Origin of the sequence: Petrotoga sp. HWHPT.55.6.3, from assembly GCF_002895495.1 — a bacterium.
Lineage (GTDB): Bacteria > Thermotogota > Thermotogae > Petrotogales > Petrotogaceae > Petrotoga > Petrotoga mobilis.
Map to the genome: position 1 here is coordinate 36,446 of NZ_AZRJ01000053.1, position 15,842 is coordinate 52,287.

Consider the following 15,842-nt stretch of genomic DNA (forward strand, 5'->3'; position numbering starts at 1 on the left):
ATATTGTTAAAAGCTGAATACGCCATCATCTTTTATGTTTTATTGATCGTTTTTTCCTTGCTTTTAGTCAGAATGTTATCAAAAAAATATTTAAAACCTGTTAAGTACAGGAAAGTTAAAGAAAGTATTTCAGCCTATATGTATTTATTACCTTCTTTTGTGGTTCTAGGGATATTTGTTTTTTGGCCTATTTTTTATTCCTTTTATCTTAGTTTTTTTAAGTGGGATTTCCAAAACCAAGATAATCCGCTATTCATTGGGTTTCAGAATTATATAGAATTATTTAAGTTAAATCAACCGGTGAATATAACATTCAACGAAGCGTTCTTCAATACCCTTCTAATCTTTATGACCGTTATTTTTATCATTCATTTAATCTTTGATCTCAAAAAGATAAAGACCCCCCGGCAAAAATATTTAATTATTTCTATGATTATATTAGGGATACTTTCTTTGTTAACTATTAATTCAATACAGTATCTTAATGTAGTAAGTGCTTTAGTTCTTGTTGTTGTTTACACTATTTTATTATCTTTGCACTTTGTTGATCAAATGTCCAACAAAATTTTTCTTCGGATAATTGTGTTCATTGGATTATGGATAGCGTTTTATTCGTTGGGAGTGCCTGAAATTATTAGGTTTTTGAGCTTGGCAAAGGAACAGTCGTTATTCATAAAAGCGATATGGAATACGACTTATTATGTTCTTCTTTCAACACCTATTACTATTCTGTTTGCTTTGTTAATAGCCTTATTGTTGAATAGAAAATTATATGGCAAGACTTTCTTTAGAACGGTTTATTTTATTCCCTTTGTTACAAGTGTTGTGGCAATTTCGCTAGTGTGGCAGTGGATATTCAATGACAATGGTTTATTAAATTATATTTTAACTCAAATAGGTTTTTCAAAGATTCCATGGCTTAAAGATCAGAAGTTTACGATTCCTACCGTCGCCATAATCTCTATTTGGAAGATGGTAGGATATTACGCAATAATCTTTTTGGCAGGTTTGCAAAATATCGATAAAACTTACTACGAAGCTGCTGAAGTTGATGGAGCCACACCTTTTCAAAAATTTAAGTTTATCACCTTGCCTTTATTATCACCCACAACTTATTTTATAATCATAGTTGCTATGATCGGGGCATTTAAAGTCTTCGATGAGATTTTCATACTCTATGTAGGTATGCCTGGTCCTTACAACAACAGTGGGATGACAATGGTTTACTATGTGTATGATATGTTCTACGTTCAACAAAGGATGGGAAGAGCTAGTGCTGCTGCTTACGTACTTTTTGGGATTATTCTATTGTTTACAATCCTTCAGATGAGAAGTAGCAGAAATAGAATACATTACGAATCCTAAAGGAGGAAATTATACTTGAATTATTCAAAGTTTGTTAAAACACTTTGGACTTTGATAGTTTATTTACTGTTGGCGGGTGGCGCCATTGTTATGCTCTTGCCTTTTGCGTGGATGATAATGACCTCTTTGAAATCAAGTAGTGAAATCAACATGTGGCCTCCAACATGGACCACTAAAAACTTTCAGAGTGAATGGGATTTAAATTTAAAATTGGCTCCATCAAAGCCTTCTCCAAGGACAGGTTTAAGTTTAGCTGAATTTAGAACTTTATCATCCCAAGAAAGTTATAACCCTTACAAAATGGTCTATGAAATAGATGGGGACTTTGTAAGGAGGGGAAGGGCAGAACTATCTTTTAACGAGATAGATTATACAGAGCAAGCAAGTGTTGACTATATGATGTCTGATATCTATGATTATATTTTAAATATTGAATTAAGAGAAGATTTATCAAGCTTATTTGCTGTAGAAGATTATTCCCTTGAATCTTTTGAAAATATTTATTTTACCCTTTTTTCCGAAGAAGATGGTTATTTTAAACAGACAACTATGATCAGAAGGATACAACAAAGTATAAGCAAAGTTCAGAATTTTATAGATATAACCCTCGAAAGGAATATCAACATCTTACCGTATTTTAGAACTAACCCAAATATGACAGAAAGCCAAATAGAAAGTATTACAAGAAGTAAAGAAATATTTTCTGATTATTTGGAAACCATAAAATTGAAAGCCGACGAATTGAATTCAAAATTGTCCTCTTATCCAGCAGAATTGCGAATAATAAGTCAAAGTGAGGTTGAAGAATTAATCAATTTACTTGCCGATTTTTTATCTGATATTCAAACTTTTGAAGATGAAATTCTATCCAACACCAATACTTTGATTCAAAGAAATATTTATGAACCCGTTATGAAAGATATCAATACTTTAACTTTCTTTATGTATTTTAACGAAAAATATGTCGAGGAACAAAATATTAAGTTTGAAGATGTGGGCATAATATTCGACGTTCCTACGAACGAAACAAAGTATCAAAATATCATGGAAGGTATCCAGCAAGCAGCTTATCCTGAGTCATTTAAACAAATTGTGATTTCTTTGGCTGACGAGAAAAATATTGATAATTTGAATCAAGAGGTCGTTTCATATCTTGAGAACGATTTCGTAAATGATGTGAGTAATTTATTATTAGAAGACCCTAGAAACCTCTCAATATACACAAACATTATTAGAACGTTATCACAGAACCAAGCTAATCTTGAGCAAGCTAAGACTGTACTCTCAGAATCTGATTATAACTTTTTAGTAGAAAACACTCAAGGAAAGGAAGAAGAATTTGAGAGGATATTGGAAAAAAGGAAAGAATATGATAAAATATTAAAAGATTTCGATGGATTTTTTCTTGATACGATCTCCAAAGCAACTATTGTAAGCGCACCGCCGTTTGTTGATAAGATTTTGTACAAAAACAATTCAAATATAGAATTATACACAGTTAATGTGCCATCGATCTGGTTGCTTGATGATGTACCTTCTGGAAAAGTTGAATATGCTTTTAATCAGGTATTAGGTAATATATTTCAAAATTATGTGGACGCCTGGAACGGTGCTCCCTTTTCTAGATATTACATAAATACGGTTTTCGTTTCTCTGGTTACCACTGTTTTAGAAATAATATTTGCCTCGATGGCAGCATTTGCTTTTTCGAAACTTAATTTTTGGGGAAAAGATTTCATTTTTATTACTTTTTTAGCGACTATGATGATACCAGGAGAGGTTTTATTAGTACCAAATTATATAACTATTAGTAAATTTTCTTGGATAGACAGTTATTATGCTCTGATTGTTCCGTGGGTAATTAGTGTTTTTGCTATATTTTTGATCAGACAACAGTTTATGACTGTGCCCAACGAGTTATGGGATGCGGCTAAGATAGATGGATCTACAAGTTGGCGATTTTTATGGACGGTAATGGTTCCTCTTAGTAGACCAGCAATCTTAACAGGTGCGCTTTTAAAGTTTGTGGGGAGTTGGAACGCCTTTTTATGGGTTTTGATCGTCACTAAAAGTCCAGAAATGAGAACACTCTCAGTGGGATTACAAAATTTTAGAACCGATGCAGGAGAGATCTACAACCTTTTAATGGCAGCATCAACTTTTACTATGATACCTATAGTAATATTGTTTATATTCTTGCAAAGATATTTCATAGAAGGTATCGCAAGAACCGGTTTGAAAGGATAACATAAGGTTCGCTTGGGAAGTGAGAGCAATTCCATTTATTGAGTTAGATAGCAGTAAAAATAAGAAAAAGCAAGTGCTAGATCATAAAAAACCAAATATTTCTAACATTTTGCGACTTTTATTATTAAGCGCCTTAATATTTATATTGGGATTCGTCTCTTTCCAAATATATAGACAAATAGATTTATATTACAATTTAAAAGAACAGTACAATGAAATCGAAAAAAGAAAAAAAGAGCTAAACGATGAAATCTTGAAGAGAAACCAAATCCTTTTGGACTTAGAAAACAGATTATCTGAAAAAGGAGTTATAATTGATGGTGAAGAATATCACCAAATGGATCTTTACAACTTCCCATAAGCCAAATAAAAAACAAGTAGAAAAAGCGTTGCAATTAGCCAACAAATACGGTGGTGTTTATTTAGAAAGAAATAAGCTAAGAATCAACGAAGAAAATTTTTATTTTGTAATAGATAAGGAACTATCGCTAAACTTTCAATGGGAGGATGGAAAATTATTTTTCCATCCTTCTGTTTCCAAAATAAGATTAAACAATTATCTAAAGAATGGAATTGATCATTTAATAAACGCAGTATCTCCGCAGAGAAACGATACTATACTTGATTTAACCCTTGGGCTTGGAAGTGATGCCTTATTACTGTCATATTTTTGTGAAAAAGTAGTGGGATTAGAGGCGTCTTTTCCAATATATGCGGTTGTGGCAGAAAATATAACTAGCTACGATTATAAAGAAAATTGGATGAAAGAAGCTTCCAAAAAGATCGTAGTTATAAATTCAGATTATAAATTTTTTTTAGACGAGCAAAAAGAAGAAAGTTACGATGTTGTATATTGTGATCCTATGTTCGAGAATCCTCAATACAAATCAAGTTCGATCAATCCTATAAGGAAGTTTGCTCGATACGATAAGATAACTCGAGAAGATTTAGAAAAGATGATTAAAATTGCTAAGAAAAAAGTAGTAATCAAAGCACGATCTAACGACAGTGTGTGGGATTTATATAACTTCGATAAAAAAATTGGAAGTAAAAAAAGTGGGGTTTTTTTTGGAGTGATTGAAAAGTGAACAAAGTTTTAGTTATAGCAGGTCCGACGGCTGTTGGGAAAACAGACATATCCATTGAGATAGCCAAAAGAATTAACGGTGAGATAATTTGTATGGATTCGAGGCAAATTTATAGCCATCTTATAATTGGTACCGCTATGCCTGATGAAGAAACCCAAAAAAATATTCCACATCACTTGTTTGGTTCAATAGATCCAAGTACCCATTTTACAGCTTTTGATTATAAAAAATTGGCAGAAAAAAAGATCGTTGAAGTATTAAATAGAGGAAATACTCCAGTTTTAGTTGGAGGGACGGGATTATATCTTGATGCTTTGAGGAAAGGCTTTTTGAACGTAAAATCTGACTACGGTTTAAGAACTTATTTAAGAAAATTAGAAGCAAATAATCCTGGTGTTTTGAGAAAGATTTTGGTAGATTTGGATCCACAAAGAGCTACACAGATACATCCAAACGATTTAAAAAGGATCATTAGAGCTATAGAGATTTATATTTTAACAGGAATCAAAATGGGGGATATAGTAAAAGAAAATAGGCAAAGCGATAATACTTTCGATTATCGTATATTCATACTAGATAGAGAAAGGCAAGAATTGCATGAAAGGATTAACAAAAGAGTCCATCAAATGATAGATGAAGGTTTGATAGATGAGGTACAGAATCTCTTGTCTTCAGGGTATTCTACAACTCTTAACGCTTTAAACACCATAGGTTATAAAGAAGTGATACAATATCTATATGGGAAAATTGATTTTAATGAAATGGTTCACCAGATAAAAGTTAACACTCGTAACTATGCCAGAAGGCAGATTATATACTTTCGTAAGATAGAATGTGCAAAGTGGATCAATTTGAGTCAAACTGGTCAAGAAGATGTAGTAGATAAAATATTAAGATTCTGGTTTTGAGCGGGTTGCAGGGCGATATTTAATTTCTTGTACGAGGGGTGATAACATGGCAGAAAAGTTTAATTTACAAGATCGATTTTTGAATATTCTAAGGATTAACAAGATAGAAGTAAAAATCTTTTTAGAAGGGGGATTCCAAACAAGCGGAATGGTAAGGTCTTTTGATGATTATACTGTTTTATTGGAAAAAAACGGTGAGCAATCACTGGTTTATAAACATGCCATAAAAATGATGGTGCCTTCAAAATATGTAAAACTTTTCCAAGAACAGCCGTCTAAAGATGAGTAGGATGAGTAGAAAGAGAAAAATAAAAACTGCCCCCTTGAAAGAAGGGGTAGTTTTCTAGTATTTTTTACTAAATAATGATATGAAAACGTTGGAGGGAATTAATTTGAAAAAAACTCTTTTTATTTTTTTGTATATTCTAATATTTTCTGTTTTTTCCATTTCTCAGCTATTTCAGCCACCAATAAAAAACTCATACATAACAGCTTCCTTTGGTGAATACAGAGATACTGGAGTGGATCCGCATTTTCATTTAGGGGTAGATTTTTCTACTTTTAACAGAAAAGGAGAGACTGTTTACGCTGCAGCTGAAGGTTCTCTTTATAAGATTTGGTTAAATGATCCTCTCTATGGCAATGCAATATTTTTATACCATGAAGATTCTGATTTAATTAGTGGATATGCACATTTAAGTGTTTTCTCTGATAAAATAATTAAATATTCTCAATTAGTTCAAAACGAATTTGGAAACCAAAAGATAGAAATTATTTTTCCCAAGGGTGAAATTCCAATAAACCTAAATGAGATTATAGCCTATTCAGGAGATACAGGAGAAGCTATTGCTCCACATTTACATTTTGAGGTTTTAAAGGAAAACGGAGATGAATTCGTCAATTACGATCCCCTTGAGTTTTTAGAATATCACGAACAAAGGGATAAATCTTTGGAATTAATGAACATCAGATCCAATAATAAATATTTTGAGGTTACAGAAAATGGAGAAACCGTTGTAGAATACACAGGTAACTATCCCCGGATAGACATTAGAGTAAGAGAAAAATTAGGAAATAACTCCACTATTCTTCCAAAAAAGGTTTCTATGTATATCAACGGTATTTTAACTTACAAGTTAGATTTTAGCCAGATCAAAGATTCGGAAATATACAAAGCTGATGTTGTATTTGGATATGGTTCTACATCTTCCATATACTGGTTAAAAATGTACTCTGACGAATATTTATCTCCAATAGTTATCAATGACTTTTCTGCATTTTCATATGGAACATCTACGACTTTAAATGGAGAAATCGTTTTAGAGGACATATGGGGTAATGAAAAAGTTTATAAATTGAAATTCATAAAGCCATAGGAAATGTTAATTCTATTTGTAAAATTTAACAATGTATGAGCTTTATTCACTTGAGAAATTTGATTTTTTTGATATAATATAGCTCGTGGAATTCTAAAGATAATTTGAATTGGGTGGTTGCAGGGCGAAGACCCCGTAGCAAGGTTAGGAACCGAAGGCAATGAAAAATTCGAAGAAATCAAGGAGGATTGAATGTGAAAAAAATGCTCTTTACCAGTGAAAGTGTAACTGAAGGTCACCCAGATAAAATCTGTGATCAAATTTCTGATACTATACTTGATGCTATATTGGAAAAAGAACCCGAAGAAAATAAGATAAACGCTCGATGTGCTGTAGAAACTTTGGTGACAAGGGGACTAGTTGTAGTAACAGGTGAAGTTAGAACCTCAGCATATATAGATGTTCCGACGCTTGTCAGGAATACCATTTTAGATATAGGTTATAACAGAGCTAAATTTGGATTTGATGGTGAAACATGCGCAGTAATTACTTCTATTGAAGAGCAATCACCTGATATAGCCCTGGGGGTTGACAAATCGTTCGAAGTTAAATCAAAACAAGAAGAAGATCCTTTTGAAAAGATCGGAGCAGGAGATCAGGGTATTATGTTTGGATATGCTACAAACGAAACGGATGCTTATATGCCTTTACCTATTCTCTTAGCTCACAGACTTGCAAAAAGATTGGCTGATGTTCGAAAATCGAATACTTTGGATTTTTTAAGGCCTGATGGTAAAACCCAAGTAACGGTAGAATACGATGAAAATAATAACCCAGTGGGTGTTGAAACTGTTCTTATTTCTGCTCAGCATTCGCCTGATATAAAAAGGCAAGAGTTAGAAGAAGCAATAAAAGAGCATGTAATAATCCCAGTGATACCCGAAAATCTTTTTACAAAAAACACAAAAATTCTTATCAATCCTACAGGAAGATTTGTTATTGGAGGTCCTCAAGCTGATACAGGTCTCACTGGAAGGAAGATAATCGTTGATACATATGGTGGTTGGGCACCACACGGTGGGGGAGCCTTTTCAGGAAAAGATCCTACCAAAGTAGATAGATCCGCTACTTATATGGCAAGATACGTAGCCAAAAATTTGGTAGCAAGTGGTGCTGCAGATGAAGTTTTAATTCAACTGTCTTACGCCATTGGTGTTGCACAACCCGTTTCAATAAATATTGACACAAAAGGTACTGCAAAAGTGGATGAAGAAAAGATATATAAAGTTGTGAAAGATATTTTTGATTTTAGACCTGCCGCTATAATTAGTAACTTAAATCTTTTACAACCTATTTACCAAAAGACTGCGGCTTACGGACATTTCGGAAGAAAAGATGTAGAATTTCCCTGGGAGAGATTGGATAAAGTTAAAGAATTGAAAGCAGCATTAGGATTGTAGTTCACTAAAGTCAAACGATTTTGATTTTAAAAGGGTCACAGGGCGCATAAAAAATAAAAGTTAAGGAGGTATTTAAAAAATTGCCAAATAAAAAATCTGCAGAAAAAAGGGTTAGACAATCAGAACAAAGAAGACAAAAAAATCGTGGATATCAAAAGAGGATTAAGGAAATTTCTAAGGAAATAGACAAGAAAATACAAGAAAATGCCGAAAGAGATGAATTGATGCAGTTATTAAGCAAATCTTTTAAAATTATTGACACTGCGAAATCACATGGTGCTGTACATAAAAATTACGCAGCAAGGAAAAAATCAAAATTACATTTAAAGGTTAAAAAATATTTAGGAGAAATGGCACCAGAAAGTACAGTAGCAAACGATTGATCTATAAATTTTATAATCAAAATGATTATAACCCCCTTTTTTGGGAGGTATTGAAATTTGAATTCTTATTCTTTCTTACAAAGGTATCAAATAAATACAAAAGATATAAAAAGTTATCCTATCGAATGGAATGAGATTTTTGGAAACAGCAATAAGTTAATTGTTGAAATTGGATTCGGTGGTGGAGAGTTTTTAGTAAATTTAGCTAAAGAGAATAATAACTATAATTATATTGGAATAGAAACATCCCTAACATCCTGTCGTAAAATAAAAAACAAAATCTTTCAAAATGATTTAAATAACATACAAATAATCCTTGAAGATGCAAAATTCGCCCTTAGGGAATTTTTTTGTGATAACTCGATTAATAAACTAATAGTTAATTTTCCATGCCCATGGCCAAAAGCAAAACATGCAAAAAACCGTCTTTTTGACGAAAAATTTATAGACACATTATCGTCGGTATTAGAAGTAGATGGTGAATTAACTTTAACAACCGACGATTTTGTCTATGCTTCTGATGTTGAAGAAAAATTCACAAGCAACGGATGTTTTGAAGTAAAAAATATTGTAGAAGTTAAGCAATTACCATTCAAAACTAGATATGAAAAAAAATGGGAAAATGAAGGAAGAAAAAAATATTTATTAATAGCACGAAAAAAATTCAAAAAAAGCATAAAAAGATTGTTAGAAGGAGAATTAGATTTGCCTCATGAGAAAATTAAGAAAGTTGATTTTGATAAATTACCATCTCTGATTGGATTAAAAAAATCCAGCGGTAACATGGCTATAGTTATAAAAGATGTATACACTAAAATAGATGGTTCGGAATATTTAGTGAAGGTTTTTTCTGAAGACGAAGGGTATATTCAAAGTTATTTTGTAAATGTCATCAGAATGAGAGAAGGATGGTTAGTAAAACTAGACGATATAGCAAAAGCTTACAGAACTCCTTCTGTTAAAGAAGCCGTGAACACAATCGCCAAGGAGCTAGAAAATTAATGCCTCATATAACGGTTTTGGGAGCTGGTAGTTGGGGAACCGCTATAGCAAAGCATTTAGTTGATAATAATCAAAAAGTAACAATTTGGGATAGAGACAAAAAACTTTTACAAGAAATAAAAAAAGGAAAAAATCCTCGATATTTATCTACCCTAAAACTCCCTGCCAAAGAGATAAATGTTGAATGGGATATAAATGAAAGTTTAACGAACGCACAAATTGTAATTATAGCCATCCCTGTTCAACATATATCAGAAGTATTAAGACAAATTCACAAAACCTCTCTTACAAACAAAGATATCGTTTTTGTCAACCTATCAAAAGGTGTGGAAATTGAAAGCCAAAAGATACCAAGTAAAATTTTTGAGGAGTACCTATCAGGGTTTAAGTACTGTACCCTTAGTGGTCCAAGTCATGCGGAAGAAGTAGCTGAAAAAGTACCTACATCAGTTGTAATTGCTGGTATAGATGATCAGGTCAACAAATACATACAGGAAATTTTTAGTAATGAAACTTTTAGGGTGTATACTAACAATGACTTAATAGGAGTAGAAATCAGTGGGGCCATAAAAAATATATACGCAATAGGTGCGGGTATAATAGATGGATTTGGAAAATGGGATAACACTAAAGCCGCTCTAATTACCCGATCGTTGGTTGAAATTATTAGGTATGGAACGTTTTATGGAGGAAAGAAAGAAACGTTTATGGGCTTAGCGGGAATTGGAGATCTTGTTGTTACGTGCACTAGCTCACATAGCAGGAATCGGTACGTTGGAGAAATGCTTTCAAAAGGTATGAGTCTAAAAACAATATTGGAACAGATGGTTATGGTAGCGGAAGGCGTTTACACGGCTAAAGCTGTGTATAAGGATGCAAATGAAAAAGAAATTGAAATGCCCATAGCTTCCAAAATCTATCAAGTTTTATACGAAGGTGTAGATCCAAAAACGGCTATTAACGAATTAATGGCAAGGGATTTGAAATCCGAATTTTTTAATTGAAAGCTATTATGGTATAATTAAATAAGAAAGTTAAATTTTAAGGAGGCATTCGAATGCAAGTTTCTTTGGATCAGCTTTTACAAGCATTAATGATACGTTTGGAAAGTTTAGAAATTTCTTTAGAAGATTTAAAATTTAGAACAAATGTGGCTTTGAGGTTAATCAAGAAAAATGACCTGTTGGATGAAGACAAGGTCAAAGAATCTGTAAAAGAAGAATTAAGTGCTTTAAATGAACTAAGTGAAGATAAGATGGATTTGAGCGATGAAAGAATTGAAGAGATCTCAAAGGGAATAATACAATGGATCGATAATGACTTAGATAGTTTAAGGAAAAGAATGGCAGATTACCAGGAAAAAATGAAACAGCTACTTGAGGAAGAGGAAGCTGCAGGTAATATCAGTATAGCTCCCCCAGAACTGTTGAACCAACTAGAAAGAGCAGGCATTGCAAAAAATCAAAAAGAAAAAGGTAAAAATAGAGGAAATATAATCATGCCGTAAGGTTTGATTTTAAAAAAATAAGAGCCGGTATCAGTTCACCGGCTTTTGTTTTTATATACCCGCTTCGAGGGGCATATTTCATTCAAAAAACATTCCATGCACTTTGGAGAAATTGGCTTACAAATCTTCTGACCAAAATTTACCATTGAACCATTCAGAGGTCCCCATAATTCAGGCGGAATAATTCTTCTCAATTGGACTTCAGTTTCTTCAGGTGTTTTTGTTTTCACCCAACCGAGTCTATTGGAAATTCTATGTACGTGCGTGTCAACTGCAAGTGCTTCTTTACCAAAAGACACGTACAAAACTATATTGGCAGTTTTTCTTCCCACTCCTGGAAGCTTAATCAACTCTTCTAATTCATCAGGTACTTCCCCATTATACTTTTCAATTAAAATTTTAGAAATATTAATAATCCTTTCTGATTTCTGTTTGTACATACCTGCTGGCTTGATTAGATCGTATAGGTCCTGAGGATTTAATTTAGAAATCTCAAAAACATTTTTGTAATGAGAAAAAAGTGATTTAGAAGCTTTTTCAGTATTTTCATCTTTTGTTCTTTGAGAAAGCACCGTTTCAATCAAAACCTTAAAAGGATCTGTTTCAGAATTGCTACGTGGAAACATATTTATGATCTGTTCCGCTTCTTTTTTTATATCTCTCTTCATCTCTTCTCCTTTTATCATAAAGTTTTTGGAACCTTTTTAATAAGCTTGAAAGCTTGGTTCTTGTTAGCTTTAGCGCCCCTTCGCCCCGCTCCCCACCCGTTTTGCTGATTTGTGCAAAAAATCTTTATTAAGTTTGCCGCAGTGTGCAAACGATGTTTTTTGTAGCTTTGTGCAAAATGGTTCTATATAATGCCTTAGAAACAATTTCCATATTCTCATTTACCCAGCATTTTGCAGGCTTATGCAAAACGCGTTGTTCATAATGCCTTTGAAATAATTTCCAAATTCTCATTTGCGAAGCAAATGATGCACGGGGATCTTAAGGGGTTTACCTTTTGCTGATTTGTGCAAAAATCTTTTTTAAAATGAACATTGGTTTTGGGGGTTTGGGTTTGGTGGTCTCCCAAACCATGCTTTTTAATTACTTCTTTACATTTAAAAGGGTTCGGGGGTTTGGGGGCTTGCCCCCAATGTGTAATGATAGCACCAAAATATTAAAATTAGTAAATTGTGAAAATAAGAAAAAAATTGTGGTAAAATATAATGATTTAGTTTAGCTAAAACATTTAGGAGTGACAACATTGAAGTCATGTATAATTGCGACGGGTAATGAATTAACAGAAGGTATAATATTGGATAAAAACTCAAAATACCTTGCTGAAAAGCTCAAATATATTGGATATGATACTTTAAAAATAACGAATGTAAAAGATGATTTATCTTTGATAAAATTATCCATTGAAGAATCGTTAGAGATGTGTGATATAATATTTCTAACAGGTGGTTTGGGGCCAACACACGACGATTTGACAGTTCAAGCTGTTTCTGAAAGTTGTAATATAGATATTGTATTTAATGAAGAATTATTTGAGAAAATAAAAAAGTATTATTACAACAAAACCGCGAAATACCTAAGTATCCTAAAAAAACAAAGCTACATTTTAAAAAATGCTGAGATACTACAAAATCCTGTAGGAAGTGCACCAGGACAAAAAGTTCAGGTGAAAGGTAAAACTATTTATTTACTGCCAGGACCTTATAACGAGATGAAAGCAATTTTTGATACGTATATATACAATGAATTAAAAAGTAATATGAAAAACGACAATGTAGAATACTCCCTTTATTTTTATGGCTTAACAGAAGCTGAGTTAATGCAAGAAGTTTCAGTCATTCTGAAAAATTTTGATTACTCTACAAAAATAGAAGAATACATCGGCCCCAGTTTAAGGATTAGAATGCAAAAAAATGATGATTTTGAGCCCATATTAGAAAAGATAATGTCTCAATTTAGTAAGTATTTTATTGGTTTTAAAAGTTTAGAAATTACTTTATTTGAAGCATTAATGGAGTCTTCAAAAACACTTTCTTTTGCGGAGTCATGTACCGGAGGGATGCTTTCAGATACATTGGTATCTATTCCAGGTGTTTCTAATGTGTTCAAAGGTTCAGTTGTGACCTATTCTAATGAATCAAAAGTAAGATTATTGGACGTCAAAAAAGAAACCATAGAAAAATTTGGAGCTGTTAGCGAGGAAACCGTCAAAGAAATGGCATATGGTTTGAAGAAAATCATGGAAAGTGATATTTGTGTATCCGTTAGTGGTATAGCAGGGCCAAGTTCGGGGAGTGAAGAAAAACCGGTTGGAATGGTTTGGTTTGGTTTTCTCACTAATGAAGATTTTGGTGCCTTAAAAAAGGTTTTTACAGGGGATAGGGATGAAATTCGAAAAAGAGCCACTTATTTTGCTTTTTGGAATATTTTAAATTTGGTTCGGAATCAAAATCCCTTTAAAAGGGTGTAGAATAGTTAGAAATAGGAGGGGATAGAATTGTCGAATTATGATGTATATTTAAATGTTTTTTTAGAGGAATCTAAAGAAAATATTCAAGAGCTTAATGACCTTCTACTTGAACTTGAAAAAGATAAAAGTAACCTAGAAATAATAAACAATATTTTCAGAGTGATTCACACCTTAAAAGGTATGGCAGGAACTATGGAGTTTGATACGTTGGCTAAATTTTCCCACAAATTGGAAAATGTATTAGATTCATTAAGAAATAAAAAGATTGATTTAACCAACGACCTGATGGATTTTTTATTTAAAGCCTCGGACGCATTAGAAGAGAGTATTACAGATATAGAACAAGGTGGAAATGGGAGTATAGAAAAACTGGAAAAACTTTTAGATAAAATTAACTCTTATGTGGAATCAACTGATTCCTCTAAATCGTCCAAGTACAAAACGACTGAACACGAAGAAAATCAAGTCAAACAAAATAATGAAATATACTCTAAAATGAGCGAAGAAACTAAGGAACTTTTAGAGAATGTTTTTAAAAGAGCCAAAGAAAATAATCTCAACTTTTTTATTTTAAAAGTTATTTTAGAGGATGGTGTTCAGTTAAAGCAGGCAAGAGCTTACGCAATACATCATAAATTAGAAGATAATGGCTGTGAGATAGTTTATACTTATCCCAGTGTAGAAGAGATAGAAAAAGAAAATTTTGATAAAGAATTAATTTTTGGGATTGTTACCTCCAAAAGCATTGGAGAAATAGCAGAACTTGTTAATAAAGTTGCCGAAGTAGAATCGGTTTATGTGGATGAATTTTCAGCGAATAATCTTTTTGGATCAGAAGAAGAGAGTAAAGATGAGGAAGAAGGGTCAAAACAAGAGGGTCTAGAGAATAACAAAAAAGAAGTTAAGCTTTCAAGAAGTATAAGAGTAGATATAAATAAATTGGATGATTTGATGAATTTAATGGCAGAGCTCGTCATAGCTAGAAGTAGAATTATTGAAACTTTAAGTAAGTACGATGTAAAAGAAGTAGACGAAAGTTTAACTCAACTTTCAAGAATAACCTTAGATCTTCAGAATGTTGTTATGAAAATTAGAATGGTTCCAGTTGCTTTTGTGTTCAATAGATTTCCAAGGCTTGTACGAGATCTTGCAAAAGAATTGGGGAAAAAAGTGAACTTTGTGATTCAAGGAGAAGAAACAGAATTAGATAGAACCGTGGTTGACGAGATAGGTGAGCCCTTGGTTCATCTATTAAGGAACTCTCTTGATCATGGTATAGAAGGTCCTCACGAGCGTTTGGCTAAAGGGAAACCCGAAACAGGCACTTTGAAGTTATCAGCTCGGCATGAAGGTAACGGAGTTATCATAGAAGTGGAAGATGATGGGAAAGGGTTTGATGTAAATGAAATACTCCGGACAGCTATAAATAAGGGATTGATTAGTTCATCAGAAGCATCAAAATTAAGCGAAGAGGAGATATACAATTTTGTCTTTTTACCTGGTTTTTCTACTAAAACAGTTTCTACGGAATTATCAGGTAGAGGCGTTGGAATGGATGTAGTTAAAAGTACTATAGAGAGTTTAAAGGGTACTATTTCTCTGGAAACAAAAAAAGGAAAAGGTACAAAGATAAGTATAAGGTTACCTCTTACCTTAGCAATTATCGAAGCTCTTCTCATAACTGTAAATGAGCAAGTATATGCTATACCTATTGCCAATATTGACACCACTCAAAGATTGAGTGATGGTGAGTTAAAAATTGTCCAAGGCCAAGAAGTTTTCCTTTTGCGAGGGGAAGTAATGCCTGTAGTACGTTTAAGAAAGTTATTTGGTTATGAAAAGAAAAAAGATTCTTCTAGCGAGTATATTATTATTGTCAAATTGGGGAACAAAAAGTATGGTGTTGTTGTAGATAGATTATTAGGTCAAGACGATATAGTTATCAAATCATTAGGATCTCTGCTGAAAGATGTTAAAGAATTTAGCGGAGGAGCAATTTTAGGAGACGGAAGAATTGCTCTAATATTAGATGTGGCTTCGCTAATATAACAAATTTAATAGACATTATTGTGGGGCGGGCTGCGGGGCGAAGG

15 protein-coding genes are annotated in these 15,842 nt (G+C 32.8%); 14 read left to right on the forward strand and 1 reads right to left on the reverse strand.

Translation table 11 applies throughout. From position 1 onward, the window contains the following. Nucleotides 1-3 precede the first annotated feature (3 nt). From X926_RS09490 to X926_RS09545, 12 genes are all read left to right on the forward strand, one after another. On the forward strand, nt 4-1,365 hold the full coding sequence (locus X926_RS09490; RefSeq protein WP_103065922.1) for a carbohydrate ABC transporter permease: 1,362 nt from the start codon (nt 4-6) through the stop codon (nt 1,363-1,365). A gap of 15 nt (nt 1,366-1,380) precedes the next feature. Continuing rightward, nucleotides 1,381-3,612, forward strand: a complete 2,232-nt coding sequence (locus tag X926_RS09495; protein ID WP_199171208.1) for a carbohydrate ABC transporter permease — start codon at nt 1,381-1,383, stop codon at nt 3,610-3,612. Between the two features lie 19 nt (nt 3,613-3,631). After that, nucleotides 3,632-3,973, forward strand: a complete 342-nt coding sequence (locus tag X926_RS09500) for a hypothetical protein (protein WP_103065923.1) — start codon at nt 3,632-3,634, stop codon at nt 3,971-3,973. Beyond that, on the forward strand, nt 3,930-4,700 hold the full coding sequence (locus X926_RS09505) for a class I SAM-dependent methyltransferase (RefSeq protein WP_103065924.1): 771 nt from the start codon (nt 3,930-3,932) through the stop codon (nt 4,698-4,700). The genes X926_RS09500 and X926_RS09505 overlap by 44 nt, the downstream gene beginning before the upstream one ends. After that, a complete protein-coding gene (gene miaA / locus X926_RS09510) occupies nt 4,697-5,608 on the forward strand; it encodes a tRNA (adenosine(37)-N6)-dimethylallyltransferase MiaA (protein ID WP_103065925.1) in 912 nt (303 codons plus the stop codon). The genes X926_RS09505 and miaA overlap by 4 nt, the downstream gene beginning before the upstream one ends. 46 nt (nt 5,609-5,654) lie before the next feature. Further along, nucleotides 5,655-5,897, forward strand: coding sequence for an RNA chaperone Hfq (hfq, locus tag X926_RS09515; protein ID WP_103065926.1), 243 nt, complete (start codon nt 5,655-5,657; stop codon nt 5,895-5,897). A 103-nt stretch (nt 5,898-6,000) separates the two neighbouring features. Continuing rightward, nucleotides 6,001-6,984, forward strand: coding sequence for a M23 family metallopeptidase (locus X926_RS09520; RefSeq protein ID WP_158245247.1), 984 nt, complete (start codon nt 6,001-6,003; stop codon nt 6,982-6,984). Nucleotides 6,985-7,187: 203 nt separating this feature from the next. Beyond that, nucleotides 7,188-8,384 (forward strand): methionine adenosyltransferase, encoded by a 1,197-nt coding sequence (metK, locus tag X926_RS09525; RefSeq protein WP_304465942.1) that lies wholly within the window; start codon nt 7,188-7,190, stop codon nt 8,382-8,384. An 80-nt stretch (nt 8,385-8,464) separates the two neighbouring features. Then, complete coding sequence (gene rpsT, locus X926_RS09530) at nt 8,465-8,767, forward strand: 30S ribosomal protein S20 (protein ID WP_103065929.1); 303 nt, start codon at nt 8,465-8,467, stop codon at nt 8,765-8,767. Nucleotides 8,768-8,824: 57 nt separating this feature from the next. Next, nucleotides 8,825-9,769: a tRNA (guanosine(46)-N7)-methyltransferase TrmB gene (gene trmB, locus X926_RS09535; RefSeq protein WP_103065930.1), complete on the forward strand. Its 945-nt coding sequence runs from the start codon at nt 8,825-8,827 to the stop codon at nt 9,767-9,769. Beyond that, nucleotides 9,769-10,773: an NAD(P)H-dependent glycerol-3-phosphate dehydrogenase gene (locus X926_RS09540; RefSeq protein WP_103065931.1), complete on the forward strand. Its 1,005-nt coding sequence runs from the start codon at nt 9,769-9,771 to the stop codon at nt 10,771-10,773. The genes trmB and X926_RS09540 overlap by 1 nt, the downstream gene beginning before the upstream one ends. 53 nt (nt 10,774-10,826) lie before the next feature. Continuing rightward, entirely contained in the window at nt 10,827-11,276 is a 450-nt protein-coding gene (locus tag X926_RS09545; RefSeq protein ID WP_103065932.1) for a hypothetical protein, read from the forward strand. Nucleotides 11,277-11,311: 35 nt separating this feature from the next. On the opposite strand, the gene nth is transcribed toward X926_RS09545, so the two are convergent. Next, nucleotides 11,312-11,944, reverse strand: a complete 633-nt coding sequence (gene nth / locus X926_RS09550; protein ID WP_103065933.1) for an endonuclease III — start codon at nt 11,942-11,944, stop codon at nt 11,312-11,314. 581 nt (nt 11,945-12,525) lie between these two features. Here nth and X926_RS09560 point away from each other — a divergent pair. Together X926_RS09560 and X926_RS09565 are read left to right on the forward strand one after the other, a co-directional pair. Further along, on the forward strand, nt 12,526-13,749 hold the full coding sequence (locus tag X926_RS09560) for a nicotinamide-nucleotide amidohydrolase family protein (RefSeq protein WP_158245248.1): 1,224 nt from the start codon (nt 12,526-12,528) through the stop codon (nt 13,747-13,749). Nucleotides 13,750-13,776: 27 nt separating this feature from the next. Continuing rightward, nucleotides 13,777-15,798, forward strand: coding sequence for a chemotaxis protein CheA (locus X926_RS09565; RefSeq protein WP_103065936.1), 2,022 nt, complete (start codon nt 13,777-13,779; stop codon nt 15,796-15,798). Nucleotides 15,799-15,842 lie beyond the last annotated feature (44 nt).

Coding starts and splice junctions, on each gene's coding strand:
- X926_RS09505 (WP_103065924.1), top strand. CDS start 3,930: ATGGTGAAGAATATCACCAAATGGATCTTTACAACTTCCCATAAGCCA.
- hfq (WP_103065926.1), top strand. CDS start 5,655: ATGGCAGAAAAGTTTAATTTACAAGATCGATTTTTGAATATTCTAAGG.
- metK (WP_304465942.1), top strand. CDS start 7,188: ATGCTCTTTACCAGTGAAAGTGTAACTGAAGGTCACCCAGATAAAATC.
- X926_RS09540 (WP_103065931.1), top strand. CDS start 9,769: ATGCCTCATATAACGGTTTTGGGAGCTGGTAGTTGGGGAACCGCTATA.
- X926_RS09545 (WP_103065932.1), top strand. CDS start 10,827: ATGCAAGTTTCTTTGGATCAGCTTTTACAAGCATTAATGATACGTTTG.
- nth (WP_103065933.1), bottom strand. CDS start 11,944: ATGAAGAGAGATATAAAAAAAGAAGCGGAACAGATCATAAATATGTTT.